20 protein-coding genes and 1 tRNA gene are annotated in these 23,760 nt (G+C 68.7%); 14 read left to right on the top strand and 7 right to left on the bottom strand.

Features of this window, described 5'->3' with window-relative positions; genetic code table 11:
- The first annotated feature begins 48 nt into the window (after window positions 1-48).
- Entirely contained in the window at window positions 49-882 is an 834-nt protein-coding gene (locus ABTV68_RS14750) for an aldo/keto reductase (protein WP_433674462.1), read from the top strand.
- Between the two features lie 5 nt (window positions 883-887).
- Window positions 888-2,660, top strand: a complete 1,773-nt coding sequence (locus ABTV68_RS14745) for a thioredoxin domain-containing protein (protein ID WP_433674461.1) — start codon at window positions 888-890, stop codon at window positions 2,658-2,660.
- Here ABTV68_RS14745 and ABTV68_RS14740 read toward each other — a convergent pair whose 3' ends face one another.
- A complete protein-coding gene (locus tag ABTV68_RS14740; protein ID WP_433674460.1) occupies window positions 2,661-4,373 on the bottom strand; it encodes a dolichyl-phosphate-mannose--protein mannosyltransferase in 1,713 nt (570 codons plus the stop codon).
- 23 nt (window positions 4,374-4,396) lie between these two features.
- On the opposite strand from ABTV68_RS14740, the gene rsmI reads away from it, so the two are divergent.
- From rsmI to ABTV68_RS14720, 4 genes are all read left to right on the top strand, one after another.
- Window positions 4,397-5,215 carry a 16S rRNA (cytidine(1402)-2'-O)-methyltransferase gene (gene rsmI, locus ABTV68_RS14735; protein ID WP_433674459.1) on the top strand — a complete coding sequence of 273 codons (819 nt, stop codon included), beginning with the start codon at window positions 4,397-4,399 and terminating at the stop codon, window positions 5,213-5,215.
- A gap of 53 nt (window positions 5,216-5,268) precedes the next feature.
- Entirely contained in the window at window positions 5,269-6,843 is a 1,575-nt protein-coding gene (gene metG / locus ABTV68_RS14730) for a methionine--tRNA ligase (RefSeq protein WP_433674458.1), read from the top strand.
- Window positions 6,840-7,748 (top strand): TatD family hydrolase, encoded by a 909-nt coding sequence (locus ABTV68_RS14725; protein WP_433674457.1) that lies wholly within the window; start codon window positions 6,840-6,842, stop codon window positions 7,746-7,748. The genes metG and ABTV68_RS14725 overlap by 4 nt, the downstream gene beginning before the upstream one ends.
- A 101-nt stretch (window positions 7,749-7,849) precedes the next feature.
- Complete coding sequence (locus ABTV68_RS14720) at window positions 7,850-9,022, top strand: hypothetical protein (RefSeq protein ID WP_433674456.1); 1,173 nt, start codon at window positions 7,850-7,852, stop codon at window positions 9,020-9,022.
- Here ABTV68_RS14720 and ABTV68_RS14715 read toward each other — a convergent pair.
- The gene (locus ABTV68_RS14715) at window positions 8,986-10,203 is read right to left on the bottom strand and encodes an MFS transporter (RefSeq protein ID WP_433677622.1); all 1,218 of its coding nucleotides are present in this window, start codon (window positions 10,201-10,203) and stop codon (window positions 8,986-8,988) included. The two genes, ABTV68_RS14720 and ABTV68_RS14715, sit on opposite strands and share 37 nt — an antisense overlap.
- A gap of 205 nt (window positions 10,204-10,408) precedes the next feature.
- Here ABTV68_RS14715 and rsmA point away from each other — a divergent pair, with 205 nt between their 5' ends.
- The 4 genes from rsmA (at window position 10,409) to ABTV68_RS14695 (ending at window position 14,816) form a co-directional block, all read left to right on the top strand.
- A complete protein-coding gene (gene rsmA, locus ABTV68_RS14710) occupies window positions 10,409-11,251 on the top strand; it encodes a 16S rRNA (adenine(1518)-N(6)/adenine(1519)-N(6))-dimethyltransferase RsmA (protein WP_433674455.1) in 843 nt (280 codons plus the stop codon).
- A 194-nt stretch (window positions 11,252-11,445) separates the two neighbouring features.
- Window positions 11,446-12,507, top strand: a complete 1,062-nt coding sequence (locus ABTV68_RS14705) for an aldo/keto reductase (protein WP_433674454.1) — start codon at window positions 11,446-11,448, stop codon at window positions 12,505-12,507.
- Window positions 12,504-13,448 carry a 4-(cytidine 5'-diphospho)-2-C-methyl-D-erythritol kinase gene (locus ABTV68_RS14700; protein WP_433674453.1) on the top strand — a complete coding sequence of 315 codons (945 nt, stop codon included), beginning with the start codon at window positions 12,504-12,506 and terminating at the stop codon, window positions 13,446-13,448. Before ABTV68_RS14705 ends, ABTV68_RS14700 begins: the two co-directional genes overlap by 4 nt.
- Before the next feature lie 57 nt (window positions 13,449-13,505).
- Window positions 13,506-14,816 carry a GNAT family N-acetyltransferase gene (locus ABTV68_RS14695; protein WP_433674452.1) on the top strand — a complete coding sequence of 437 codons (1,311 nt, stop codon included), beginning with the start codon at window positions 13,506-13,508 and terminating at the stop codon, window positions 14,814-14,816.
- Between the two features lie 117 nt (window positions 14,817-14,933).
- On the opposite strand, the gene ABTV68_RS14690 is transcribed toward ABTV68_RS14695, so the two are convergent.
- Entirely contained in the window at window positions 14,934-15,437 is a 504-nt protein-coding gene (locus tag ABTV68_RS14690; protein WP_433674451.1) for a hypothetical protein, read from the bottom strand.
- A gap of 222 nt (window positions 15,438-15,659) precedes the next feature.
- Entirely contained in the window at window positions 15,660-16,367 is a 708-nt protein-coding gene (gene deoD, locus ABTV68_RS14685; RefSeq protein ID WP_433674450.1) for a purine-nucleoside phosphorylase, read from the bottom strand.
- 77 nt (window positions 16,368-16,444) lie between these two features.
- On the opposite strand from deoD, the gene ABTV68_RS14680 reads away from it, so the two are divergent.
- Window positions 16,445-18,232, top strand: a complete 1,788-nt coding sequence (locus ABTV68_RS14680; RefSeq protein WP_433674449.1) for an ABC-F family ATP-binding cassette domain-containing protein — start codon at window positions 16,445-16,447, stop codon at window positions 18,230-18,232.
- Between the two features lie 58 nt (window positions 18,233-18,290).
- On the opposite strand, the gene ABTV68_RS14675 is transcribed toward ABTV68_RS14680, so the two are convergent.
- Window positions 18,291-19,475: an MFS transporter gene (locus tag ABTV68_RS14675; protein WP_433674448.1), complete on the bottom strand. Its 1,185-nt coding sequence runs from the start codon at window positions 19,473-19,475 to the stop codon at window positions 18,291-18,293.
- Between the two features lie 199 nt (window positions 19,476-19,674).
- Here ABTV68_RS14675 and ABTV68_RS14670 point away from each other — a divergent pair, with 199 nt between their 5' ends.
- Window positions 19,675-21,447 carry a Na+/H+ antiporter gene (locus ABTV68_RS14670; protein WP_433674447.1) on the top strand — a complete coding sequence of 591 codons (1,773 nt, stop codon included), beginning with the start codon at window positions 19,675-19,677 and terminating at the stop codon, window positions 21,445-21,447.
- A 9-nt stretch (window positions 21,448-21,456) separates the two neighbouring features.
- Here the strand turns inward: ABTV68_RS14670 and ABTV68_RS14665 are convergent, their stop codons facing one another.
- Window positions 21,457-22,398: a pseudouridine synthase gene (locus ABTV68_RS14665; protein WP_433674446.1), complete on the bottom strand. Its 942-nt coding sequence runs from the start codon at window positions 22,396-22,398 to the stop codon at window positions 21,457-21,459.
- Between the two features lie 101 nt (window positions 22,399-22,499).
- Here ABTV68_RS14665 and ABTV68_RS14660 point away from each other — a divergent pair, with 101 nt between their 5' ends.
- Window positions 22,500-23,180: a DedA family protein gene (locus ABTV68_RS14660; protein WP_433674445.1), complete on the top strand. Its 681-nt coding sequence runs from the start codon at window positions 22,500-22,502 to the stop codon at window positions 23,178-23,180.
- On the opposite strand, the gene ABTV68_RS14655 is transcribed toward ABTV68_RS14660, so the two are convergent.
- Window positions 23,110-23,610 carry a MarR family winged helix-turn-helix transcriptional regulator gene (locus tag ABTV68_RS14655; RefSeq protein ID WP_231092316.1) on the bottom strand — a complete coding sequence of 167 codons (501 nt, stop codon included), beginning with the start codon at window positions 23,608-23,610 and terminating at the stop codon, window positions 23,110-23,112. The two genes, ABTV68_RS14660 and ABTV68_RS14655, sit on opposite strands and share 71 nt — an antisense overlap.
- 77 nt (window positions 23,611-23,687) lie before the next feature.
- Here ABTV68_RS14655 and ABTV68_RS14650 point away from each other — a divergent pair.
- A tRNA-Gln gene (locus ABTV68_RS14650) sits at window positions 23,688-23,759 on the top strand.
- Window position 23,760: the final 1 nt, after the last annotated feature.

The following is a 23,760-nucleotide window of genomic DNA, read 5'->3' as shown; positions in this document are numbered from 1 at the left end:
TGCGACGAAGCCGTCGTGCCGGAGCGGAAACGGTGGTTGCATAGAACGATGAGCATTCCCACCCTCACCCTCAATGACGGCAACACGATTCCCCAGCTCGGCTACGGCGTCTTCAAGGTGCCGCCGGCAGACACCGAGCGGGCGGTGAGCGAGGCGCTGGAGATCGGCTACCGCCACATCGACACCGCGGCCATCTACGGCAACGAGGAGGGCGTCGGCGCCGCGATCGCCGCGTCCGGCATCGCGCGCGACGAGCTGTACATCACCACGAAGCTGTGGAACGACCGCCACGACGGCGACGAGCCGAACCGCGCCATCGAGGAGAGCCTCGCCAAGCTCCGTCTCGACTTCGTCGACCTGTACCTCGTGCACTGGCCCACGCCGGCGAAGGACAACTACGTGCACGCCTGGCAGAAGGTCGTCGAGATCCGCGACGCCGGCCTCACGCGCAGCGCCGGTGTCTCGAACTTCCTGGTTCCGCACCTGGAGCGCTCGGTCGCCGAGGTCGGTGTGGTTCCGGCCGTCAACCAGATCGAGCTGCACCCGCGATACCAGCAGCGTGAGATCGCCGAGTGGGCTGCACAGCATGACGTGAAGATCGAGGCCTGGGGTCCGCTGGGCCAGGGCAAGTACGACCTGCAGGACTTCGCCCCCATCAGCGACGCCGCCGCGGCACATGGCAAGTCGGCAGCGCAGGTTGTGCTGCGCTGGCACCTGCAGGACGGGCGCATCGTCTTCCCCAAGTCCGTGCGCGCCGAGCGCCTCCGCGAGAACCTCGACGTGTTCGACTTCACGCTGAGCGACGCAGAGGTCGCCGCCATCACCGCCCTGGACGAGGGAGCGGCCGGCCGCGTGGCCTCGCACCCCGACGAAGTCAACTGACACCCGTGGCGTCCCGGCTCGCCGACGCGATCAGCCCCTACCTGCGCACCCACGCCGACCACCCGGTCGAGTGGTTCCCGTGGGGCGAGGCGGCCTTCGCGCACGCGCGAGACCGGGACGTCCCCGTGCTCGTCTCGATCGGCTACTCCACCTGTCACTGGTGTCACGTGATGGCTCGGGAGTCGTTCGCGGACCCGGAGACCGCGGCGATCCTCAATGCCGGTTTCGTGGCGGTGAAGGTGGACCGCGAGGAACATCCGGACGTCGACACGGCCTTCCTCGCAGCGGCCGCCGCCTTCACGCGGGATCTCGGCTGGCCGCTCAACGTGTTCGTCACGCCGGACGGCCTTCCGCTCTACGCCGGCACCTACTGGCCGCCGGTTCCCGTCGCCGGACGTCCGGATTTCCGCACGGTGCTCGGTGCGGTGAGCGAGGCCTGGACCCAGCGGCGGGACCAGGCGGAGTCGGTCGGTCGTTCCATCCGCGCCGCGCTCGCGGCCGCTGCCGTCCCAGACGCGGTTGAGTCCACTGATACGGCGGCGGCTCTGCGCGTCGCGCTGGATCACCTGCGTGAGGCCGAAGATGCTCCCTACGGCGGCTTCGGCGGCGGAGCGAAGTTCCCCCTGCCGACGGTACTGCGCTTCCTGCAGGCTCCGGATCTGCCCATGGCAGCGGCAGAGATGCTGCACCGGGCGCTGAACGCCATCGAACGCTCGCCGTTGTTCGACCCGATCGACGGCGGTGTCTTCCGCTACGCCACGCGTCGTGACTGGACCGAGCCGCACTACGAGCGGATGCTGACCGACAACGCACAGCTGCTGCAGGTGGCGACAGCCGCGCGGCAGGCGGGGCTCGCCGCCCACCTCGGCCGCTTCCTGCTCGACGTGCTGCAGCAGCCCGGCGGCGGATTCGGCGCGGCCCAGGACGCGGAATCCATCGTGGACGGCAAGCCGTCAGCCGGTGGGTACTACACCTGCGCGGCGGCGAAACGAGCGGGCCTGGATCGCCCCGCAGTCGACGGCAAGGTGATCACCGGCTGGAACGGCCTCGCGATCGGTGCCCTGGCCGAGGCCGGAGCGCGCCTGGATGATCCGGAGCTCATCGGTGCCGCAGAACGCGCTGCGCTCGCCGTACTGGAGATCAACGGTGCCGATGGCGCCTGGGTGCGCGCCTCCGTCGACGAGATCCGGGGCCGTGCCGGCGCCGGCGTGGCGGACCTCGCACAACTGGCCGGGGGATTGTTCCGACTCGCGATCGCCACCGGCGAGAGCCAGTGGGCGGTGCGGGCACGGGACCTGCTCGCCGAAGCTCCGACGCTGACGGGCGATGCGGTGCTGGGATCGTTGGGCATTGCCGTTCCCGCGGATGCCTCCGACGGAGACGAGCCGTCGGCGCTCGCCGCGCTCGCAGACGCTCACCTGCTCGCTTGGATCCTCGGTGCGGGGGAGGAGCATCGCTCCGCAGCGCGAGAGCTGATCGCGCCTCGTCTCGCCGCGGCCGCAGCGGCACCGCTCGCCCACGGCGCGCTGCTGCGTGTCGCTGCCGACCTGAACCGGCCGTCGCGGCAGATCGTCGTGGTGGAACCCGATGCGGGGCCGCTCAGCCGTCGGGCCCGCGACCTGCGCGCGGATCTGGTGGTGTGCGTCACCCCGACGCAGGCCGAAGCCTTCGCCGCAGCGGGATTCTCGCTGTTTGCCGGACGCCCTGGACCCGCGGCCTACGTGTGCGAGGAGTTCGTCTGTCGACTGCCCATCACGGATCCCGCCGACCTCTCCTGATCAGATCCAGGTGGGCAGCCACATGTGCAGCTGCCAGTAATCGCGAGAGGTCGCCATGCCGGTCCACAGCGGCAGGAAGAACACCGACAGCGCCACCGCCAGCGCGATGATCACGCCCGTGACGATCCGCCAGGCGCGACGCTCTTCGGGGGGTCCGGATTCGCTCAGCCGCTGCAGTACGAGCGCGATTGCCATCATCATGAACGGCTCCATGATCACGGTGTAGAACTGGAAGATCGTGCGCTCGGGAACGGCCAACCACGGCAGGTACGAGGTGGCGAAGCCCACCAGCACGATGGCGTAGCGCCAGTCGCGGAAGCGGACCAGACCGTAGAGCAGCACCAGTACCGCGATCACGCCGATCCACCACAGCGCGGGGTTCGGGATCGAGGTGATAGCCGCGGCGCACGGGTTCGTCTCGTTCGGGTCGCAGCTGGTGGAATCCCAGAACATCGACGTGGGACGCACGAGGAACGGCCACTGCCATGCCGGGCTCATGTAGCTGTGCGGTGTGCTGAGCCCCACGTGGAAGGAGTAGGAGTCCATGTGGTACTTGAACAGCGCCACGAACGGGTTGGGATCCGAATCGCGCATGTAGCCGCCCGTGGTGGTCAGCCAACCGGTCCAGGAGGCCAGATACACGACGAACGCGACCGGCACGAGAAGCACGAATGTCGCGGGGGCCTGTCGGCCGATCGCGGCGGAACCCCACATCTTCACCCCGGCCCGGCGACGAGCGAACGCGTCGGCCACCACCAGATAGATGCCGAAGCCGGCGAGTGCGTAGAAGCCGCTCCATTTGACCGCTCCGGCGGCACCGAAGGCGATGCCGGCGGCGATCAGCCAGGGACGATTCCACATCGTGGGACCGGTGAAGGAATCCGTCGACCGCGCGATGCGCGCCATCGTGGGGCGGTGATCCAGCAGGATGAAGTACACGCCCAACAGGACGAAGAAGGTGAGGATGCCGTCCAGCAGGGACACCCGGCTCATCACGATCGCGATGCCGTCGATGGCGACGAAGCCGGCGGCGATGGCCGCCCACGCGATCGAGCGGGTCATCCGGCGCATGATCAGGTAGACCACCAGCACCGTGAGCACGCCGAACAGGGCGGTGGAGAAGCGCCACCCGAAGCTGGAGCCGCCCCCGAACATCCACATCCCGGCCGCGATCAGCCATTTGCCCAGCGGCGGGTGCACCACGCGGGCACCGCTGGTCTCGAAGATGTCGGTGTCCCCGGCCGCGAACTTCTCGTTCGCTCCCTCGGGCCAGTTCGCCTCGTAGCCCAGGTGAGACAGCGACCAGGCGTCCTTGACGTAGTAGGTCTCGTCGAACACCAGCTGGTGCGGGTTCTCCAGGCCGGTGAACCGGATGAGGGCCGCGACCAGCATCAGCAGACCCGGCACCACCCACTCCACCGCGCCGCGCCACTGGTCGGGGATGTCTCGCAGGACGGGGGTGTCCGCTCGGCGGGCCCACCAGCGCGACCAGGCCTCGCGGATGCCGGGGGCGACGTACTCGGGGCGCGCTGCGGCTTCTCCGGCGGGGCTCTCCGTGCTTTCCGCTGCGGGGTGATCCTCCGCGGAGAGGACAGTCGTCTGGCCGGTGGTCGCTGCGACCTCCGTCGCGCCGGAATCCGCGTCCGGGGTCACGGGCGCAGCGCTCTCGGCGGCCGCAGGCAGCAGCTCATCGCGGTCACGGGGTTCGGTCACGGCGTCCAGCCTAAGCTGGAACGGTGATCATCCTCGCGGCCACGCCCATCGGCAATCTCTCCGACGCCTCGACCCGACTGGTCCAGGCGCTCGAGAACGCCGAGGTGATCGCCGCCGAGGACACCCGAACCACCATCCGCCTGCTGTCAGCACTGGGCATTCAGAACCGGCCTCGGCTCCTGGCCCTGCACGACCACAACGAGAAGGCGAAGGCCGCCGAACTCGTCGCCCTTGCGCGCACCACAGACCTCCTCGTGCTCTCCGACGCCGGGATGCCCACCGTGAGCGACCCGGGATACGGCCTGGTGGCAGCTGCTGCAGCGGCAGACGTCACCGTCACCGCGATTCCCGGACCGAGCGCCGTCATCACGGCACTTGCCGTCTCCGGCCTGCCGACGGACCGCTTCAGCTTCGAGGGCTTCCTTCCGCGCAAGCAGGGGGAGCGGCGCTCGACTCTTCGCCGGCTCGCTCGCGAGACCCGCACCATGGTGTTCTTCGAATCACCGCAGCGCCTCGCCGCCTCGCTTGCGGATGTTGCGACCGAGCTGGGTGACTCCCGGCGCGTGGTGGTCGCTCGCGAACTGACGAAGCTGCACGAGGAGGTTCGTCGGGGCACGGCCGCGGAACTGGCCGCGTGGGCGGCCGAAGGCGTGCGCGGGGAGATCGCCGTCGTCATCGAGGGCGCCACGGTCGCGGACGTGCCGTTCGCTGACGCCGTCGCGCAGGTGCAGAGCCTGGCTGCCGCGGGAATCCGGCTCAAGGAGGCGTGCGCCGAAGTGGCCGGACTCACCGGCCATTCGTCCCGTGAGCTGTACCAGGCGGCCCTCGCGGCACGCAGCTGAGCGCCGGACGTCATACGACGGGAGCCCCGCGGGCCACCGCCTAGAATCGAGGGGTGAGCACCGGCGATTCCTTCTACATCACCACCCCGATCTACTACCCCAGCGATGTTCCTCACATCGGACACGGGTACACGACCGTGGCGGTCGACACGCTCGCGCGCTGGCACCGCCAGGCGGGGGATGACACCTGGATGCTCACCGGCACCGACGAGCACGGTCAGAAGATGCTCCGCGCCGCCGCTGCCAACGGCGTGACGCCGCAGGAGTGGGTCGACAAGCTGGTCACCGAGGCCTGGTTCCCGCAGCTGGAAACCCTTGACATCGCCAACGACGACTTCATCCGCACCACGCAGGAGCGCCACGAGGAGCGCGTCAAGAAGTTCGTGCAGGCCATCTACGACCGCGGCTACATCTATGCGGGCGAGTACGAGGCCCTGTACTGCGTGGGCTGTGAGGAGTTCAAGCCGGAGTCGGAGATCGTCGACGGCACCGGTCCCTTCGAAGGGCTGAAGGTCTGCGCCATCCACTCCAAGCCGCTGGAGCTGCTGCAGGAGAAGAACTACTTCTTCAAGCTGAGCGAGTTCCAGGACAAGCTGCTGGATCTGTACAAGGAGCGCCCCGACTTCATTCGTCCGGAGTCCGCGCGCAACGAGGTCGTGTCGTTCGTGCGGTCGGGCCTCAAGGACCTCTCCATCTCGCGTTCCGCGTTCGACTGGGGCATTCCGTTGCCCTGGGACGAGTCGCACGTCATCTACGTGTGGGTCGATGCGCTGCTCAACTACGCCACCGCGATCGGCTTCGGAGACGACGACGGCGAGTTCGACCGTCGCTGGCCCGGCTACCACGTGGTGGGCAAGGACATCCTCCGCTTCCACGCTGTCATCTGGCCGGCCATGCTGATGGCCGCGGGACTGGACGTGCCGAAGGGCGTGTTCGCGCACGGCTGGCTGCTGGTGGGCGGCGAGAAGATGTCCAAGTCGAAGCTCACTGGTATCGCACCCACCGAGATCACCGACGTGTTCGGCTCCGACGCGTACCGCTTCTACTTCCTCTCGGCCATCGCGTTCGGCCAGGACGGCTCGTTCTCCTGGGAGGACCTCGCCGCGCGCTATCAGGCCGAGCTCGCCAACGGCTTCGGCAACCTCGCCTCGCGCACCATCGCGATGATCGAGCGCTACTTCGAGGGCATCGTTCCGGCACCCGGCGCGTACGCGGAGGGCGATCTGCACATCCAGCGTGTGGTGGCGGACGCCGTTCGTGACGCGGACGCAGCGATCGAGCGCTTCCGCACGGACGAGGCGATCGCCGCCATCTGGACGATCGTCGATGCGCTGAACCAGTACATCACCGACAACGAGCCGTGGTCGCTGGCGAAGGACGACGCGCAGCGTGAGCGCCTGGGCACCGTGCTGTACACCGCGGCGGAGGGTCTGCGCGCGCTCGATGTGCTGCTCAGCCCGGTGATGCCGAAGGCCACGGAGAAGCTGTGGGTCGCGCTCGGCGCGGCGGAATCGCTCGGCCGTCTGCAGGACCAGCCGCTACGCGAAGCCGGAACGTGGGGAGTGCTGAAGCCCGGGACTTCGGTCAACGGACTCGCGCCGCTGTTCCCGCGCGTGGAGACGGCGTGACCGCAAGCGGAAACGGCGGCACGGGCGACGGCATCAGCAACTACGTCACCCAGCGCCGCGCCGACGGTCGCGACCTCCGCTACCCGGAGGCGCCGGAGCCGTTGCGCGTGCCGGTGTACGACAACCATGCCCACCTGGAGATCCTCGACGGCGATGAGCCGCTGAGCCTCGACGAGCAGCTGGAGCGCGCGGCGTCCGCCGGCGTCGCCGGCGTGATCAATGCGGGCGGTGACATCGAGTCCTCGCGCTGGTGCGCACACGCGGCGGCGACGCATCCGCGCGTGCTTGCCGCCGTGGCGATCCACCCGAACGATGCCCCGCTCTACGAGGCAGCCGGCAAGCTGGACGAGGCCATCGCGGTGATCGACGAACTCGCCGCTCAGCCACGCGTGCGCGCGATCGGTGAGACCGGACTGGATTTCTTCCGCACCGACGACGACGGCCGTCCCGCGCAGTACCGCTCGTTCGAGGCCCACATCGCGCTGGCGAAGAAGCACGATATCGCGATGCAGATCCACGATCGCGACGCCCATCGCGAGGTGTTGGACACGTTGGCTCGTGTCGGCGCTCCGGAGCGGACCGTGTTCCACTGCTTCTCCGGCGACGAGGAGATGGCGCGCGAGTGCGCGGAGGCTGGCTACTACCTGTCCTTCGCCGGCAACATCACCTTCAAGAACGCGCAGAACCTGCGTGATGCCCTCCGGGTGACCCCGCTGGAGCGGATCCTCGTGGAGACCGATGCGCCGTTCCTGACGCCCACGCCGTACCGCGGGCGTCCCAACGCCTCCTACCTGATCCCGATCACTCTGCGGGCGATGGCCGCAGAGCTCGGCGTGGATGAGGAGGCTCTCGCCGCGCAGGTCGCCGAGAACACCGTCCGGGCCTACGGTTCCTTCACGGACTGATCCCGAGAAACCCAAGCAAGCCCGAGAAGCCCCGCGTTGCAGGGTTTCTCGGACTTGCTTGGGTGTTTCGGGGGGAACCTGGAAACAGTGACAATGGGGTCATGCGACAGGAACCACGGGTGGATTCCGCGTCTGACATCCGCATGGCGTCGGACGCGTTCGGATCGCTGTGGGCGGATCAGTCGCGACGCGCCTGGCTGAACTCGGCTCTGGTGCCCGTGTTCGTGACGGTCGTCGGCATGCTGCTCCTCCTCGGAACCATCGCGGAGTCCGGATCCGGTCCGCTCACCCTGCGCGCCATCGCCGAGGTGGTGCCCGTCGAGCGCGTGTCCGAGCTGGTCGTCGACGCGGTGGACGCCTCTCGCATCTACATCCCGGTGTCCGTGGGAGCCTTCACGGTGTTCGTCACGATCGTCATGTTCACCGCCCTGGCTTCCACCGACTCCGCGGAGCGCACCGCCATCCTGCTGCGGCTGCGCTCCGTGGTCCAGATGATCCTGGCGGTCGGGTGGACCTTGATCACCGCGTTAGGCGTCCTCGTCGCGTTGAGCGGCGTCGACCCGTGGCCGATCCTGCTGATCGCCATCGTCCAGCTGATGCTGACAGCTGCCTTCGCCACCCTGTCCGCGCTCTATCTGGTGGTGGGCAACACCGGCATGCGGCTGTCACAGGTGCGACGCGTCATCAAGGCCGAGACGGCGTTGCGCGATGATCTTCGTGGCGACGCGCGGGAGCATCCGCTGGCACCCCGCCTGCTGGCCTGGACCGGCGTGGTTCTGGTGATCGACGTGGCGGCGGCTTTCATCGTCTTCCATGGCGATGCCCGGCCCGAGGGCATCGCGCTGCGTGCGGTGTCGATCGTCGCGTTGCAGGCGGGCTACACGGTGCTGCTGGCCTTCCACCGGTATCTCGAAGTGCGTCGCCCGAGCGCCGGCGGCTGGTTCCCACCGGCGGGCCGCGCGGTGCTGCTCGCGGTGATCTGTCCGCTGCTGGCAGTGGTTGCCGCCCTTGCGCTAGGGGATCGCTCGGACTTCGGCGGCTGGGCGGTCGCCGTGATCGTTCTGCTCGTCGTGGTACTGCCGCTCGTGGCGGTGCTTTCTCCTCGCGTGGGCCTCGGCGGAGCGTTGTCGGGTGTCGCCGCCCGCAGTCTCGATGCGTCAGTGCAGCGCTACACGCTGCATTTGCGCGCGCTGGAGCGGCACGAAGCGCATGACGAACGGGAACCTCGCGTCGGTGATCAGTCGCCGTCGTCGGACGGCTCGTCGGACGACTGAGCCTTCTCAGCGGCGGGTCGTGCGGCCGCGATCTGCGAGATGGGTCGCCAGACGAACACGAGCGTGATCGCCGCGCCCACGAAGGCGAACCACCACGGCGCAGTCAGCCCCCAGGTCTGCGCGAGGACACCGCCGATGCCCTGGCCGATGATCATCCCGCCGAACACTCCCACCATGTTCACCGCGCCGATGCGCCCCTGCAGCTCGTGGGGGACGAGTCGCTGACGGACGGTGGTGGAGATCGCTCCCCAGATGAACGAGTACAGGCCGAACCCGAACATGATCACCAGCGCGATCACGCCCGAGGTGGTGAGGGCGAACGCGAGGTGCATCACCACCTCCAGGGCAAGACAGACGCGCATCAGGGTGGCGAACGACACGTGGCGCTCCAACCAGCCGAACATGCCGGTAGCCAGAAGGCCGCCAATGGCCGACGCTGTGGTCAGGGCGCCGTAGCCCACCTCGCCCATGCCGAGGTGCTCGGTCGCGTACAGCACCAGCACACCCCAGGGGGCCGCCCACGTGACGTTGAACACGAGGATGATGATCACCAGCATCCGCACCGGCGGATTGCGCCAGAGCCACCGCACGCCCTCGGCGATATCCGTGTGCACCGACGTCGGCTCGGCGTTCTCGCGCGGCGGGATCGGCGTGTGAGCGATACGCGACACGAGGATGGCGGCCAGCGCAACGCACAGCGCCTGCAGGAGGAACGGCCAGAACGACCCGATCGCGAACAGGAATGCTCCCAGCGGCGGACCACCGAACTGATTCGCGACGAGATACCCGGCCTGCAGCCGCGAGTTCGCGATGCCGAGGTCTTGCTTCTGCACGAACATCGGCAGCAGCGTTTGGCTGGTGGTGTCGGCGAACACCTCCGCGCACCCGTAGAGGAAGGCGGCGGCCAGCACGATCCAGATATTGGCCGTGCCGGTGAACAGAAATACCACGAGCCCGAGGATCAGTACCACGCGCACGGCATTGGCACCGATGACGAGTCGGCGGCGGTTGAAACTGTCGGCGATCGCGCCGGCGTGCAGCCCGAACAGCAGCCACGGCAGGAACTGCAGCATGGCACCGGAGGCCACCAGCACGGGGGAGGTGGTCATGGACGCGATCAGCAGCGGACCCGCCGCCAGCATGATGCCATCGCCCAGGTTGCTCGACCACGACGCCGTCATCAGCCAGCGGAAATCGCGACCGAGCCGCGCGGGGGCGATGCGTTCTCCAAGCCAGCTCACCCGTCGATCCTACGAAGGGTCGCGGACATTGCGAGCCTCGCGCGGCTTCAGAGCGAGCGAGGCGGACGAAGGCGTACAGGGACGGGGCGTGCGGGCTTCGCGCCCGTGTGTCGGCGGCACCGCATCGGTACGGGAGAATGGACACATGACCGTGTCCCTGCTCGGAGCCGCCGAGATCCGCCGCCTGGCCGCCGAACTCGACGTCACCCCGACCAAGAAGCTGGGGCAGAACTTCGTCGTCGACGCGAACACCGTGCGCAAGATCGTCACCGCGGCGCGGGTGCAGGCCGGCGAGCGCGTGGTCGAGATCGGTCCGGGGCTCGGCTCCCTCACCCTTGCCATCCTGGAGACCGGCGCGAGCGTGACGGCGGTGGAGATCGACCACCGTCTGGCCGCGCGACTGCCGGAGACGGCGCGCGAGCGCGGGGTTCCTGACGGCGCGCTCACCGTCGTGGACGCGGATGCGTTGCGTGTGACCGAGCTGCCCGGAGATCCGACGGTGCTGGTCGCGAACCTGCCGTACAACGTGTCCGTTCCGGTGCTGCTGCACTTCATGGAGACGTTCGACACGATCCGTCGCGGCGTGGTGATGGTGCAGGCCGAGGCGGCTGAGCGGCTCGCCGCAGGACCAGGCTCCAAGGTCTACGGCTCGCCGAGCGTCAAAGCCGCCTGGTACGGCTCGTTCGCGTTGGCGGGGACGGTTTCACGTCAGGTCTTCTGGCCGGTTCCCAACGTGGACAGCCTGCTGGTCGGGTTCCACCGCGATGAGGAGCCGCGAGGAACCGAAGACGAACGACGCGCCACCTTCGAGATCATCGATGCGGCGTTCGGTCAGCGTCGCAAGATGCTGCGTCAGGCGCTGTCGAGCGTCCTCGGCGGTTCGGCCGCGGCGGCGAGTGAGGTGCTCGAGCGCGCCGGTGTCGACCCCACGGCGCGCGGCGAGGCGCTCACCGTCGAGGACTACCTCCGCATCGCCCGCGCGCGCTGATCGCACAGCCCCGCGCGCTGAGTGCACGACCCGCGCTCTGTACGAACTGCGGTCGCTTTGTGCCCGCTGCACGCAAGGCGTTGCCCGCCGCGCGAAACCCTCGTCGGCGTCGCCGACAGAACGATGTTGCGCACCATGAAGCGGGAGCCAGCCCGCGTGACATCTGTGAAACACAGGGCCGCTAGCCTGGTGAGGTGACTGAGAATCCCCGCTTCCGCCCCGGCACTCCCGAGACCCATCGTCCGTATGTCGCTGCCGAAGGGCGTTACGATCGCGGCGACTACCGCCGCGTCGGGGAGTCGGGACTGTACCTGCCGCCAATCTCGCTGGGCCTGTGGTGGAACTTCGGTGACAACGTCCCGTTCGACAACCAGCGCGCCCTCCTGCGTCACGCCTTCGATTCCGGCATCACCCACTTCGACCTCGCAAACAACTACGGTCCGCCGTACGGATCGGCGGAGACGAACTTCGGCCGCATGATCCGCGAGGACTTCGCGCCCTACCGCGACGAGCTGATCATCTCGTCCAAGGCCGGGTGGGACATGTGGCCCGGTCCGTACGGCTTCCTCGGCACACGCAAGTACCTCATCGCCAGCGCCGAGGCCTCCCTCAGCCGCATGAACCTCGACTACGTCGACATCTTCTACTCGCACCGCGTCGATCCCGACACTCCGATCGAGGAGACGGTGGGCGCCCTGGACACCCTGGTGCGACAGGGGAAGGCGCTCTACGTCGGCATCTCCTCCTACAGCGCGGAGCGCACGATCGCGGCGAAGGCTGTGGCACGAGAGCTCGGCACGCCGCTGGTCATCCACCAGCCCGCCTACTCGATCCTCAACCGGTGGATCGAGGACGGCCTTACGGAGGTGCTGCGGCAGGAGCAGATGGGCGCGATCGCGTTCACTCCGCTCGCTCAGGGGCTCCTGACCGACAAACACCTCGGCGACGGCGTAGCGAATCGGTCGCAGCAGCGCGGATCGCTCCGCGAGATCACCGTGGACGAGCGCGAGGCCCTGCGCTCCCTGAACACGATCGCCCGCGAGCGCGGGCAGTCGCTCGCGCAGATGGCCATCCAGTGGGTGCTGCGCAACGAGGTGGTGGCCTCCGCTCTCATCGGCGCATCGCGCCCGGAGCAGCTCGACGAGAACCTGGGAGCGTTGGACGGCCCCGCGTTCGACACGGAGGAACTCGAGCAGATCGATGCCCTCTCCGACGCCATCGATGTGAACCTCTGGGCAGCATCGGCGGATCTGTGAGCATCGGCGCGTACGAGCCCGGCATCGGCCCGGTCCGCGTGCGCGCGGCGGGGAAGGTGAACATCCACCTCGGTGTCGGCGAACTGCAGGACGATGGCTATCACGAGCTGGCGACCGCTTTTCAGGCGCTGTCGCTGTACGAGGAGGTGACCGCCACCGCGGCGGACGACTTCTCGCTGACAGTGGAGAGCGACGGCTTCATCGACGTCTCCGGTGTGCCCGTGGACGATTCCAACCTCGCGCTGCGTGCCGCGCGCCTGCTCGCAGAGAGCACCGGCGTCACCGCGGGCGTCCGCCTGCACATCCGCAAGGGCGTGCCGGTGGCCGGAGGCATGGGCGGCGGTTCCGCTGACGCCGCAGCCGCACTGGTCGCCTGCGACGCACTCTGGGACACGCGGCAGACCACGGCCCAGCTGCACGAGTTGGCGGCACGACTCGGGGCCGATGTTCCGTTCGCTCTGCTCGGCGGTACTGCCATCGGCACCGGCCGCGGCGACGAGTTGACCCCTGCCCTCACGCAGGGCCGATTCGACTGGGTTCTCGTTCCCAGTGAGATCGGCATGTCCACGCCCGAGGTCTACGGCACCCTTGACGAGATTCGGATCCGACACCGGGCGAACCTCCCCGTGGTACCGGTGCGCCCGCGCGTCGATGACGAGGTGCTGCATGCGTTGCGTGCGGGGGATTCCCGACGTCTCGCGGAAGCGCTCGGCAATGATCTCCAGGTGGCCGCGCTGTCGCTGCGGCCCGATCTCGCCGACACGATCGACGCGGGGTTGCGCGCCGGTGCCCTGGCGGGGATCGTCTCGGGGTCCGGTCCCACCATCGCGCTGCTGTGTGCCGACGCGACGGCGGCGCTCGCGGTGCGCGATGAGCTGGCGTTGGTCGGCTACGTCGGGGTTCACGCCCATGGGCCCGTTCCCGGAGCACGCGTCGTCTGATCTCGATGTCGGAAGCACCCGCTAGCGTGAAGTGAGCTCACAACGCTGGAGGAACACATGACAGTTGACGCCGAGACCTTCCGCACGGCACCGCTCGATGAGCAAGCGGCCTCCGAGATCGCGGCGCGCGGTCTCGAGGTGCGCCTGGCCGAGGACGACGCCGCCGCACTCGCCTGGCGGGCGGCCGTCGCGCGCGGGTTCCAGGGTCCCGAACTGGAAGAGCGCAACCACGAGGCGGGGCGTCCGGGGACCGCGTATCGCCGCCGCCTCGGCGTCTACGACCCCGCGGGTGCTCTGCCAGATCTGCCGGTGGCCACGTTCGCCACCTGGCTGAGCGAGCTCACCGTGCCCGGTGGTCGCGCCGTCCCGGCCAGCGCGATCAGCTCCGTCACCGTGGCCGCCACGCATCGCCGCCGGGGCCTCGCCCGCTCTCTCATGGCGGGAGAACTTCGACAGGCCGTGCAGGCCGGACTCCCCGTGGCGATGCTGACCGCCTCGGAGGCGACCATCTACGGGCGGTTCGGCTTCGCCGCGGCTGCTGCTGCGGCCACCTGGCGCATCGACACTCTGCGCGCGGGGTGGCTGGGAGGAGACGTTCCGGGGCGGATCGACTACGTATCCCGCGCGGACGCCCGCCGCATCGCGCCGGAGCTGCACGAGCGCATCCGGCACCGACTGCCAGGCGAGGTGATAGTGCCGGGTCCGCACTGGGACGACATGCTGCGTCTGCGGTCGGACGCGGAGGCTGCGGGCGCCGTGCGCGCCATCCAGTATCGTGATGAGACGGGGGAGATCCAGGGCCTCGCGGCCTTCACGCTCGACCGCACGCCACCGACCCCCGGCACCGTCAGCGTGATCTTCCTCCACGCGGCCACCGACCACGCGTACGCCGCCCTCTGGCGCTTCCTCCTGGAGCACGATCTGGTGGGAACGGTCGTGGCCACGGAGCGCGCGATCGACGAGCCGCTGTGGTGGCTGGTCGCCGATCAGCGTGCCGCGGAGATCAAGCTGCGCGATCACCAGTACGTCCGCATCGTGGACGTGGTGGCCGCGCTGGAGGCTCGCCACTATGAGGTCGCCGGCTCCGTGATCCTGGATGTCACCGACCCGCTGGGCATCACGTCCGGACGCTACCTCCTCGAGGCGGCGGATGACGGTGCTGCGCGCGTCCGGGTTCTCGCGGACAGCGAGACGACGAACGCCGCTCCCGTGCTCGCGCTGGGAATCGGCGAACTGTCGGCCATCTACCTCGGAGGCGTACGGGTGCAAACGCTCGCTGCCGCCGGACGTGTTCGCGCCGACGCGGTGGAGGAAGCCGACGCGCTGTTCCGTGGCGCCGTGACTCCCCGTCTCACCTTCTGGTACTGAGTCCCGCAGCGCGGACGCCGTTCGGCGTTCGCGCTGCGCTGGTGCCGGCCTGCGCAGCGGGCTGGTGAGAGCGCCGCCCCACCGGAGGAAGTCCTGATGCGCTGGTGCCGACGCTCGCTAGGGCGCGGTACCGACGCCGAGGTGCACCTCGGTGACTGCCGGCGTGTGGGTGATGATCAGCTTGAGGATGGCGGTGTCGTCCGTGCTCATGTTGGTGAGGGCCGCACGAATCGGCTGTGTCTCGGTCATCGCCGCTTCCGCGATGGCGTCGGCATAAGCGGTTGTGGCGTCGTGCGCCTGCCATGTCTTCGGGTCCGTCAGCACCGCCGCCACCGTGTCCTCTTCACCCGGCACCGACTCGACACCGGTCAGAGCAGCCAGCGAATCACAATCCAGCCCCAGCACGGTCTTGGTTTCGGTGTCGACGAGGAGGTCGAACGTCACCACCGGGGTGGCGGACGGCGTGGGCACGTCGAGCAACGCTCCGCTGGAGGCATCCATCGTGCTCGTGGTGCTCGTCGGTGCAGCCGTGCTGGCCGTCGCCTGTGCCCCGCAGCCGGTCAGCGCCATGCCGAGCAAGAGCGCGGAGATCGCGAGGGCGTGTCGGATGGGTCGTCGCATGGAGTGGAGGGCCTCCGCGTCGGGCACCGCACTGTGCGGGCAAGTTCGTGTCATCTCCGCGTCGTCAGGGGGAACGACGCGTCGCGACCGGCGGGGGAAGTCCACCGGAACCACGAGCATACGAGGCCGATCGCGGCGGACAGGTCCGGCTCAGGTACCCGTGATGAACCTGTGACGACCTCGTGATCTGCGCGTGACCTCACGGGCGCGCGGTGGCACGTCTCAGCTGAACAGCGCGCCGAGCGCGACCTCCACCATCGGCCCGAAGCGGGTCTCCCGCTCGTCGGAGCTCATCTCCTCGCCGCGGATGATGTGATCGCTGATGTTGCAGACCGCGAGCGCCTCGACACCCTCGCGCATGGCGATGCCGTACAGCGCGGCGGCCTCCATCTCCACGGCCAGCGTGTGGTGCTCGATGAGGCCCTTCGTCTGCTCGGGTCGGTCGGAGTAGAAGGTGTCCGAGCTGAACAGCGGACCGACGCGGTGAGCGAGCCCCTTCGAACGCGCGGTCGCCACGGCGCGCTCCAGCAGGTCGTAGCTGGGGACGGCGCTGAAGCGCACCCCCGGGACGCGGAAGTCGGCCATGGAGGAGTCGGTGTGGGCGGCGTTGGCGATGACGACTTCGCCGAGCTGCACCTCGTTGGCCATGCCGCCCGCCGTTCCGACGCGCACGAGGCGCTTGACGCCGTAGAAGCGGATGAGCTCGGTGGCGTAGATGCTCATCGAGGGCATACCCATGCCGGAGGCCATCACCGAGATGTCGTGCCCGTTCCAGGTTCCGGTCCATCCCTCGATGCCGCGGACCTCGGTGACCAGCCGTGGGGAGTCGAAGAACGTCTCGGCAATGCGGCGCGCGCGACGGGGGTCGCCGGGCATGAGGACCGACGGAGCGAAGTCACCGGGCTGGGCGCTGATGTGAGCGGTGGGCATGGGATTCCTTCCGTCGGGCCGATCGGCGCTCCCAGCCTACCGGCGGGCACACGGGCGCACCCCGTACCCTGGAGGGGATGGCACATCTTCTCGGGGCCGAGGCCCTGCACCTGGAATACCCGACCAAAGTCGTGTTCGATTCCGTCTCGCTGGGCGTGAACGAGGGCGACCGGATCGGGATCGTCGGTCGCAACGGCGACGGCAAGTCGAGCCTGCTGCGCATGCTGGCCGGTCTCGTCGAGCCCGACGGCGGTCGTGTCACGGTCCGCGGTGGCACGCGGATCGGCGTGCTCAGCCAGGAGGACGTGCTCGACGACGACGAGACCATCGCGCACTCGGTGGTGGGGGACACCCCCGAGCACGTGTGGGCGGGCGATGCCAAGATCCGCGACGTGATCGCCGGTCTCCTCGGCGATCTGCCGTGGGACGCCCGCGTCGGTGACCTGTCCGGTGGGCAGCGGCGTCGGGTCGCGCTGGCACATCTTCTCGCGGGCGACCACGACGTGATCTTCCTCGACGAGCCCACCAACCACCTCGACGTCGAGGCGATCGCGTGGCTGGCCGAGCACCTGAAGCGACGCTGGCCGGCGAATCAGGGTGGGCTGCTCGTCGTGACGCACGACCGCTGGTTCCTGGACGAGGTCGCCAACAACACGTGGGAGGTGCATGACCGTATCGTCGAACCCTTCGAGGGCGGCTATGCGGCATACATCCTGCAGCGCGTGGAGCGCGACCGCCAGGCCGCCACCATCGAAGCGAAGCGTCAGAACCTCGCCCGCAAGGAACTCGCCTGGCTGCGCCGCGGCGCCCCTGCCCGCACCAGCAAGCCGCAGTTCCGCATCGACGCGGCGAACGCCCTGATCGCCGATGTTCCCGAGATCCGCAACAAGACCGAACTGTCGGCTCTCGCGGTGTCGCGACTCGGCAAGGACGTGGTCGACCTCCTCGACGCCGGCGTCTCGTACGGTGACAAGGTCGTGCTGCGGGACGTGGAGTGGCGACTCGCCCCGGGCGAGCGCACGGGCATCCTCGGTGTGAACGGCGCAGGCAAGTCCACGCTGCTCGGTCTGATCGCGGGCACCACCCAGCCCACGTCGGGCACCGTCAAGCGCGGCAAGACGGTGCACGTGGCCACCCTCACCCAGCGTCTCGATGAGCTGGAAGAACACCTGAACGAGCCGGTGCGTGTGGTCGTCGGGCGACTGCAGACCACGTACACCTTCGGAGCGGGATCGAAGGCACAGGAGCTCTCTCCCGGCCAGCTCCTGGAGCGCATGGGCTTCCAGAGCGCGCAGCTCTCGACCCCGGTGAAGGACCTCTCGGGTGGCCAGAAGCGCCGCCTCCAGCTGCTGTTGATCCTGCTCAATCAGCCGAACGTGCTGATCCTCGACGAGCCGACGAACGACCTCGACACCGACATGCTGGCAGCGCTGGAGGATCTGCTCGATTCGTGGCCTGGCACCCTGATCGTCGTCTCCCATGACCGCTACTTCCTGGAGCGGGTGACCGATCAGCAGTACGCGATCCTCGACCAGCAGTTGCGTCACCTGCCCGGCGGCGTGGACGAGTACCTGAAGCGTCGGGCGGCGCAGGGCACGTCGTCCGCCTCGTCGACTCCCGCCGCCGCGGCTCCGACCGGCCTCACCGGCAAGGAGGCGCGGGAGGCGGAGAAGGAGATGGCCTCGCTGGAGCGTCGCGTCCAGAAGCTGCGTCAGACCGCCGCGGACGCCCGCGCGAAGCTCGCGGACATGGACCAGTCCGACTACGTCGCACTCGGCAACCGAATGACCGAGATCTCCGGCTGGGAGGGCGAGGCCGACGAGCTCGAGATGCGCTGGCTGGAGCTTGCCGAGTCCCTCGGCTGATCCGCTCAGAAGATGGAAAACGCAGCTCCGACGAGGTTCGGAGCTGCGTTTTCCATCTTCACGCCCGAGCGGCGTCCTCCGGCTCGGGGGTGCCGATGCCGCGCAGCGCCGGAGTGAGCGTGACCGCGAGCGCCACGAGGACCAGGACCAGGATCATCGCTAGGCGCAGGCCGAAATGCTCGCCGAGGAAGCCGAGCGCAGGCGGGCCGGCGAGGAAGGCGACGTAGCCGAGCGTCGCGACGAGGGAGACGCGCGCGGCGGGGTTCGGGCCGGAATCGCCGGCGGCCGAGATCGCGACCGGGAAGCCGAGAGCGGCGCCCAGACCCCAGAGCGGGATGGCGCACGCGGCGATCACCGGGTTGTCGGCGAAGATCACGAGGGCGAGGCCGATGGCGCCGAGCGCGGCGCTCCCGCCGAGCACCGCGGCGCGCCCGAACCGGGTGATGAGCGGGCCGCCGGAGAAACGACCGATCGTCATCATCGCGGCGAATACGGCGAACAGCCCAGAACTCCACGCCGGGTCGAATCCGTGCCCGTCCACCATCAGCAGTGGCAGCCAGTCGTTCGCCGAGCCCTCCGCCAGCGCGAGCGCCAGGACGATGACACCGATGATCAGCAGTCGTCGATCGCGCCACACCGGCGTGTGATCCGCCGATTTCTCCACGGTGCCGGCGGCAGCCGACCGCGGCACGCCCGGCAGCGCCCACAGCGCGCCGAGCACGGCGATCACGGTCACAGCCAGCAGATGCCAGAGAATGGGAAGCTGGAGCGCCACGGCGCCGAGGCCGATCACCGCGCCGGCGACGGTGCCGAGGCTGAACGACCCGTGCAGTGCCGGCAGCACGGGAACGTTCGCGAGCTGCTCCACCTCGGCACCCTCCACGTTCATCGCGACTTCCGCGCCACCCATGCCGAGTCCCATCAGCCCGAGGCCGACCGCCGTGAGCCACTCGCTGCCGATGGCCGCTCCGGCACCGATCGTGGGGGTCGCGAGCAGCTGGAGCGAGATCCCGACCATGATCACGGGGCGGGTGCCGAAGCGCGCAGTGAGCGCACCCGAGGAGAGAATTCCGATCATCGAGCCCACGGACAGCCCGAACAGGACGAGTCCCATCGTGGCCGTCGACGCCTCCAGGAGGTCGCGGACATCGGGCGTGCGCGTCACCCAGGAGGCGAACATCATGCCGGGCACGAAGAAGAGCACGAACAGGGACATGCGGCGGCGGCGAAGGGCGGCGTCCATGGCGGTGGGGGTGTCCTTGGAGGGTCGAAGCTGAATCGATTCGATTCGAATGTATCGGGTTCGGGAATACGACGGGGCCGTTCGACGTTGCATCCCTGCGTCGCCCCGCGGAAATTTCTGTTCCGTCTGGGGCCGAGGAAGCGCAGACTGAGCTGCGCACGGTTCGCATCACGCGGACGCTCCGGGGAGAGGAAGCCGTATGGAAGGGCTTGAAGTCACCGTTCTGCTGGGGATGGCGGTGCTCGTGGGAACGGTGCTGGCACCGCGTCTGCGCATCGCGACGCCGCTGGTGCTGCTGGTACTGGGCCTGGTGATCGGATTCGTGCCACAGGCACGGGAGATCCAGCTGCCGCCGGAGGTGGTGCTGCTGCTGTTCCTCCCGGTCATGCTGTTCTGGGAGTCGATGACCACGTCGCTGCGGGCGATTCGCCGCTCGTTGCGTTACATCGCGCCGATGTCCACGCTTCTGGTGGTGGCGTCGGCATTCGCCGTCGCCGGAGTCGCCGTGATGTTCGGGCTGCCGTGGGAGGCGGCTCTCATCCTCGGCGCCGCTGTCGCTCCGCCCGATGCGACGGCCGTGGCCGCTCTCGGCCGCATGCTGCCGCAGCGGATGTTCATGAAGCTCAAGGCGGAATCGCTGACCAACGACGGCACGGCGCTCGTGCTCTACGCCATCGCGGTCTCGCTGGCGGTGGGGGACCAGGTGTCGCCGCTGTCGGTCACCTGGACCGTGGTGAACTCCTACCTCGGCGGTGCGCTCGCGGGAGTGGTCGTGGCGGCGCTCGCCTACCTGCTGCTGCGCCGGCTGAGCGGCACGCTGGAGATCAATCTCACCCTGCTGCTGGTGCCCTTCGTGGCCTTCCTGATCGCGGAGCTGATCGGTGCATCCGGGGTGCTCGCCGTCGTGATCGCCGGTCTCATCGTCGCCTGGGTGTCGCCACGGATCACGACGCCGGCATCTCGTCGTCAGGCGGAGTCCGTCTACCCCGTGCTCACGTACATCCTCAACGGTGCGCTGTTCGTGCTCATCGGCACGGAGGTCATGCACGTGCTGTTCGAGAGCTCGTGGGGTCAGGTCGGCCGCCTCGTCATGATCACCGTGGCCGTGTGGGTGGTCCTGATCGCGGTGCGTCTGCTCTTCCAGCTCTTCTCCGCCCCGTTCACGCTGCCCCGTGGTGCGTTGCGCGCCGCGACCAGCACGGGGGATCGCACAATGCCGTTGCGGATGTGGATCGTGTCGACCTTCGCCGGCTTCCGTGGCGCCGTGTCGTTGGCGATCGCCCTGTCCGTTCCGCTCGTGAACGCGTCGGGGGAGTCGATCGCCGCTCGTGACGAGATCATCTTCATCACCGCGGGTGTGATCATGTTCAGCCTGCTGGTGCAGGGGCCGATGCTGCCGGCGATCGCCCGCTGGGCGAAGCTGCCGGCGGATACGGCGGCCGATGAGGAGTACGAGATCGCGGAGCGCGCGATCTCGGGTGCCGCGCTGGCGGCTATCGACGACCTCGCCCTCGAGCACGGTGTCAGCGATACCGTTCGGGACCGCGTCCGCGCCGAGGGATACGAGATGCTGGAATACGCCAACGCCCGGGCGCTGGCACGTCAGCGCGGACTCGTGTACGCGGCTGACATTGGCACCGAGCTGAGCGAGGACGCGGAGCTGGAGACGATGATCGATGTGGCGGCCACGAACGATCAGGTGCCCCCGGGGCGCGTCCTCGACGACGGCGGTGCGGCGAGCGGCGGGCTGCAGATGCTCGCGGTGAGCTCCGACATCGACACGATCGCCCTCTCGCCGATCACGCTGCGAGAGGAGACCACGCGGCTCCGGCTGGCACTGATGGACCGTCGCCGTGAGGTGCTGTTGCGTCTGCGACGGGAGGGCACGATCGATGACCTCGTGGCCTGGCGCATCCAGGGCCAGCTGGACCTGGTCGAGGTGAAGCTCCGCGGCGTCGAGGAGATCGACTGACGCGCCGGCTCAGCTGAGCGGCGCCTCCTGAAGCGTGCGACGAGTGCGGAACACGCGCTCGTCGCCGCTCAGGGGGTCGGTGAAGCGCAGTTCGCGCGCCAACAGCTGTAGCGGCCGTGAGAAGTCGTCGGGAACTTCGGGCAGCAGCACGGGGTAGAAGCCGTCGTTCATGATGCCGATGCCGAGAGCCGCCAGATGCACGCGCAGCTGATGCATCCGCCCGGTGTGCGGGTGCAGCAGCGTATGAATCACCCGGGTTCCCGCATCGGTACCCCGACTCTCGCCGGACGCGATGAGTTCGATGAGGGTCTCGGAGTTCGGTTCCGCATCGGGATCCACCTGCACGCACACATTGCCGCGCAGCTTGTCGATGCGGTTGCGATAGGTGAGCGGCAACTCGGGTGCCGCGCCGGTCAATCGTGACACGGCCTCGTACGTCTTGCGCACCACGCGGTTCTCGAACAGCAGCTGATACGCACCGCGCGTTGCCGGGCGTGCGGAGAACATCAGCAGCCCCGCGGTGGCCCGGTCGAGCCGGTGGATCGGGGTGAGCTCGGGATTGTCCAACGCGTTTCGCAGGCGCACCAGCGCGGAGTTCTGCAGGTACTTGCCGCCCGGCGTGGTCGGCAGGAAGTGGGGCTTGTCGACGACGACCAGGTCGTCGTCGACGTGCAGGATGTCCACGGCGAAGGGGATCTCCTTCTCCACGGGAGGCTCCCGGTAGTACCAGACGAACTCGTGGGAGCCCAGCGGCGCGGTGCGCGACACCGCGGAGCCGTCCGCGGCGACGATCTCACCGCGATCGAACCGTGCATACAGCCCCTCCGGATCCAGATGCCCGAACCGCTCCACCATGTGGTCGGCGATCGTCGACCACGGACCGGTCATCGGCACATGCAGTCGGGTGGCTCCGACGCCGTCTCGGACGGGCAGGGGAGAGGGCATGGGCATCGTCCCATCCTCCCACCTACGGGAGGAATCATCCTCCAGTAGGGGGTGTGCACCTACCCTGGTCGGACGTGCACGCGGGCCGCGATTCCTAGCGTGGAATCATGAACTTCGTCGAGATCCTCACCGCCGTCGGCACCGCTCCCTGGGTGCCACTCGCGGTGCTCGTGTTCTGCCTGCTCGACGGCTTCTTCCCGCCGGTGCCCAGCGAGACGGCCGTGATCGCCGCCGTCACCCTCGGTCTCGCCTCGGGCGGCAACCCGCTCTTCCTCGCCGGAGTGCTCCTCGCCGCCGCGATCGGTGCCGCCGCTGGCGACTCGATCGCCTACGCGATCGGACGCGCGTGCGGGACCGATCGGTGGGCGTGGATGCGTCGCCCGCGGGTTCAGGCGGCACTGACCTGGGCGAGTGCGCGCATGGCGGCACGCCCGGCACTGCTGATCCTGACGGCCCGCTACATCCCGATCGGGCGCGTCGCCGTGAACATGACCGCCGGAGCCACACGACTTCCGTACCGTCGTTTCCTGCCGATCAGCATTGTCGGCGCGGTGCTGTGGTCGGCGATGTGCCTGCTGCTGTCGGTGCTCGCCGCCACCTGGTTCGGCCACTCGCCGCTGCTGGCCGCAGGGGTCGGGATCGTCCTGTCGCTCGTGCTCGGACTCGGCGTCGATCTGGTGTCGCGCGTGCGGGAACGTCGGCGCGCCGCCCAGGGCGTCACTCCGAGTCGAACTCCAGATTCAGCTTCCGAAGCAGAGTCGCCAGTCGTTCTCGGTCAGCACGTGTGAGCACCGACAGGATGTGAGCCTCCGCGTCGACGAGCCGAGTGATCGCGGCGTCGACGCGGATGCGTCCGTCGTCGGTGAGCGTCACCAGCACACTGCGACCGTCTCCGGGATCGGCCTCGCGACGCACCAGGCGACGGCCCACGAGCCGGTCGATCCGGTTGGTCATCGTTCCGGACGACACGAGGGTCTGCTGCAGCAGCTGCTTCGGACTGAGCTGGAACGGCTCGCCCGCGCGCCGCAGGGCAGACAGCACATCCCACTCCCAGGGTTCCAGGTCGCTGCGACGGAACGCCTCCCGCCGTGCGCGATCCAGATGCTTGGAGAGTCGATCGACCCGCGAGAGCACGGAAAGCGGAGAGAAATCGAGATCCGGGCGCTGGCCGAGCCAGGCGTCGACGATGCGATCCACCTCGTCTGTGCTGCCCGTCATCCGTCCATTATGGGCCAGCCATGCGCAGTCGGAGGTCGCCGCGCATGGCAGACTGGACCCGCGACGTACGTCGCGGATCCGCCGTGGTGTAATGGCAGCACGACAGCCTTTGGAGCTGTGAGGTCTAGGTTCGAGTCCTGGCGGCGGAGC

This window comes from Microbacterium gorillae, from assembly GCF_050990725.1.
Lineage (GTDB): Bacteria > Actinomycetota > Actinomycetes > Actinomycetales > Microbacteriaceae > Microbacterium > Microbacterium gorillae_A.
Note: the sequence above shows the minus strand (reverse complement) of the source record. Positions and strands in the feature narration are given on the sequence as shown.

Excerpts from the sequence above, each read along its gene's own strand:
- ABTV68_RS14750 (WP_433674462.1), top strand. The coding sequence starts at position 49 with ATGAGCATTCCCACCCTCACCCTCAATGACGGCAACACGATTCCCCAG.
- ABTV68_RS14720 (WP_433674456.1), top strand. The coding sequence starts at position 7,850 with ATGCGACAGGAACCACGGGTGGATTCCGCGTCTGACATCCGCATGGCG.
- ABTV68_RS14715 (WP_433677622.1), bottom strand. The coding sequence starts at position 10,203 with ATGACGGCGTCGTGGTCGAGCAACCTGGGCGATGGCATCATGCTGGCG.
- rsmA (WP_433674455.1), top strand. The coding sequence starts at position 10,409 with ATGACCGTGTCCCTGCTCGGAGCCGCCGAGATCCGCCGCCTGGCCGCC.
- ABTV68_RS14695 (WP_433674452.1), top strand. The coding sequence starts at position 13,506 with ATGACAGTTGACGCCGAGACCTTCCGCACGGCACCGCTCGATGAGCAA.
- ABTV68_RS14690 (WP_433674451.1), bottom strand. The coding sequence starts at position 15,437 with ATGCGACGACCCATCCGACACGCCCTCGCGATCTCCGCGCTCTTGCTC.
- deoD (WP_433674450.1), bottom strand. The coding sequence starts at position 16,367 with ATGCCCACCGCTCACATCAGCGCCCAGCCCGGTGACTTCGCTCCGTCG.
- ABTV68_RS14680 (WP_433674449.1), top strand. The coding sequence starts at position 16,445 with ATGGCACATCTTCTCGGGGCCGAGGCCCTGCACCTGGAATACCCGACC.
- ABTV68_RS14675 (WP_433674448.1), bottom strand. The coding sequence starts at position 19,475 with ATGGACGCCGCCCTTCGCCGCCGCCGCATGTCCCTGTTCGTGCTCTTC.
- ABTV68_RS14670 (WP_433674447.1), top strand. The coding sequence starts at position 19,675 with ATGGAAGGGCTTGAAGTCACCGTTCTGCTGGGGATGGCGGTGCTCGTG.
- ABTV68_RS14665 (WP_433674446.1), bottom strand. The coding sequence starts at position 22,398 with ATGCCCATGCCCTCTCCCCTGCCCGTCCGAGACGGCGTCGGAGCCACC.
- ABTV68_RS14660 (WP_433674445.1), top strand. The coding sequence starts at position 22,500 with ATGAACTTCGTCGAGATCCTCACCGCCGTCGGCACCGCTCCCTGGGTG.
- ABTV68_RS14655 (WP_231092316.1), bottom strand. The coding sequence starts at position 23,610 with ATGACGGGCAGCACAGACGAGGTGGATCGCATCGTCGACGCCTGGCTC.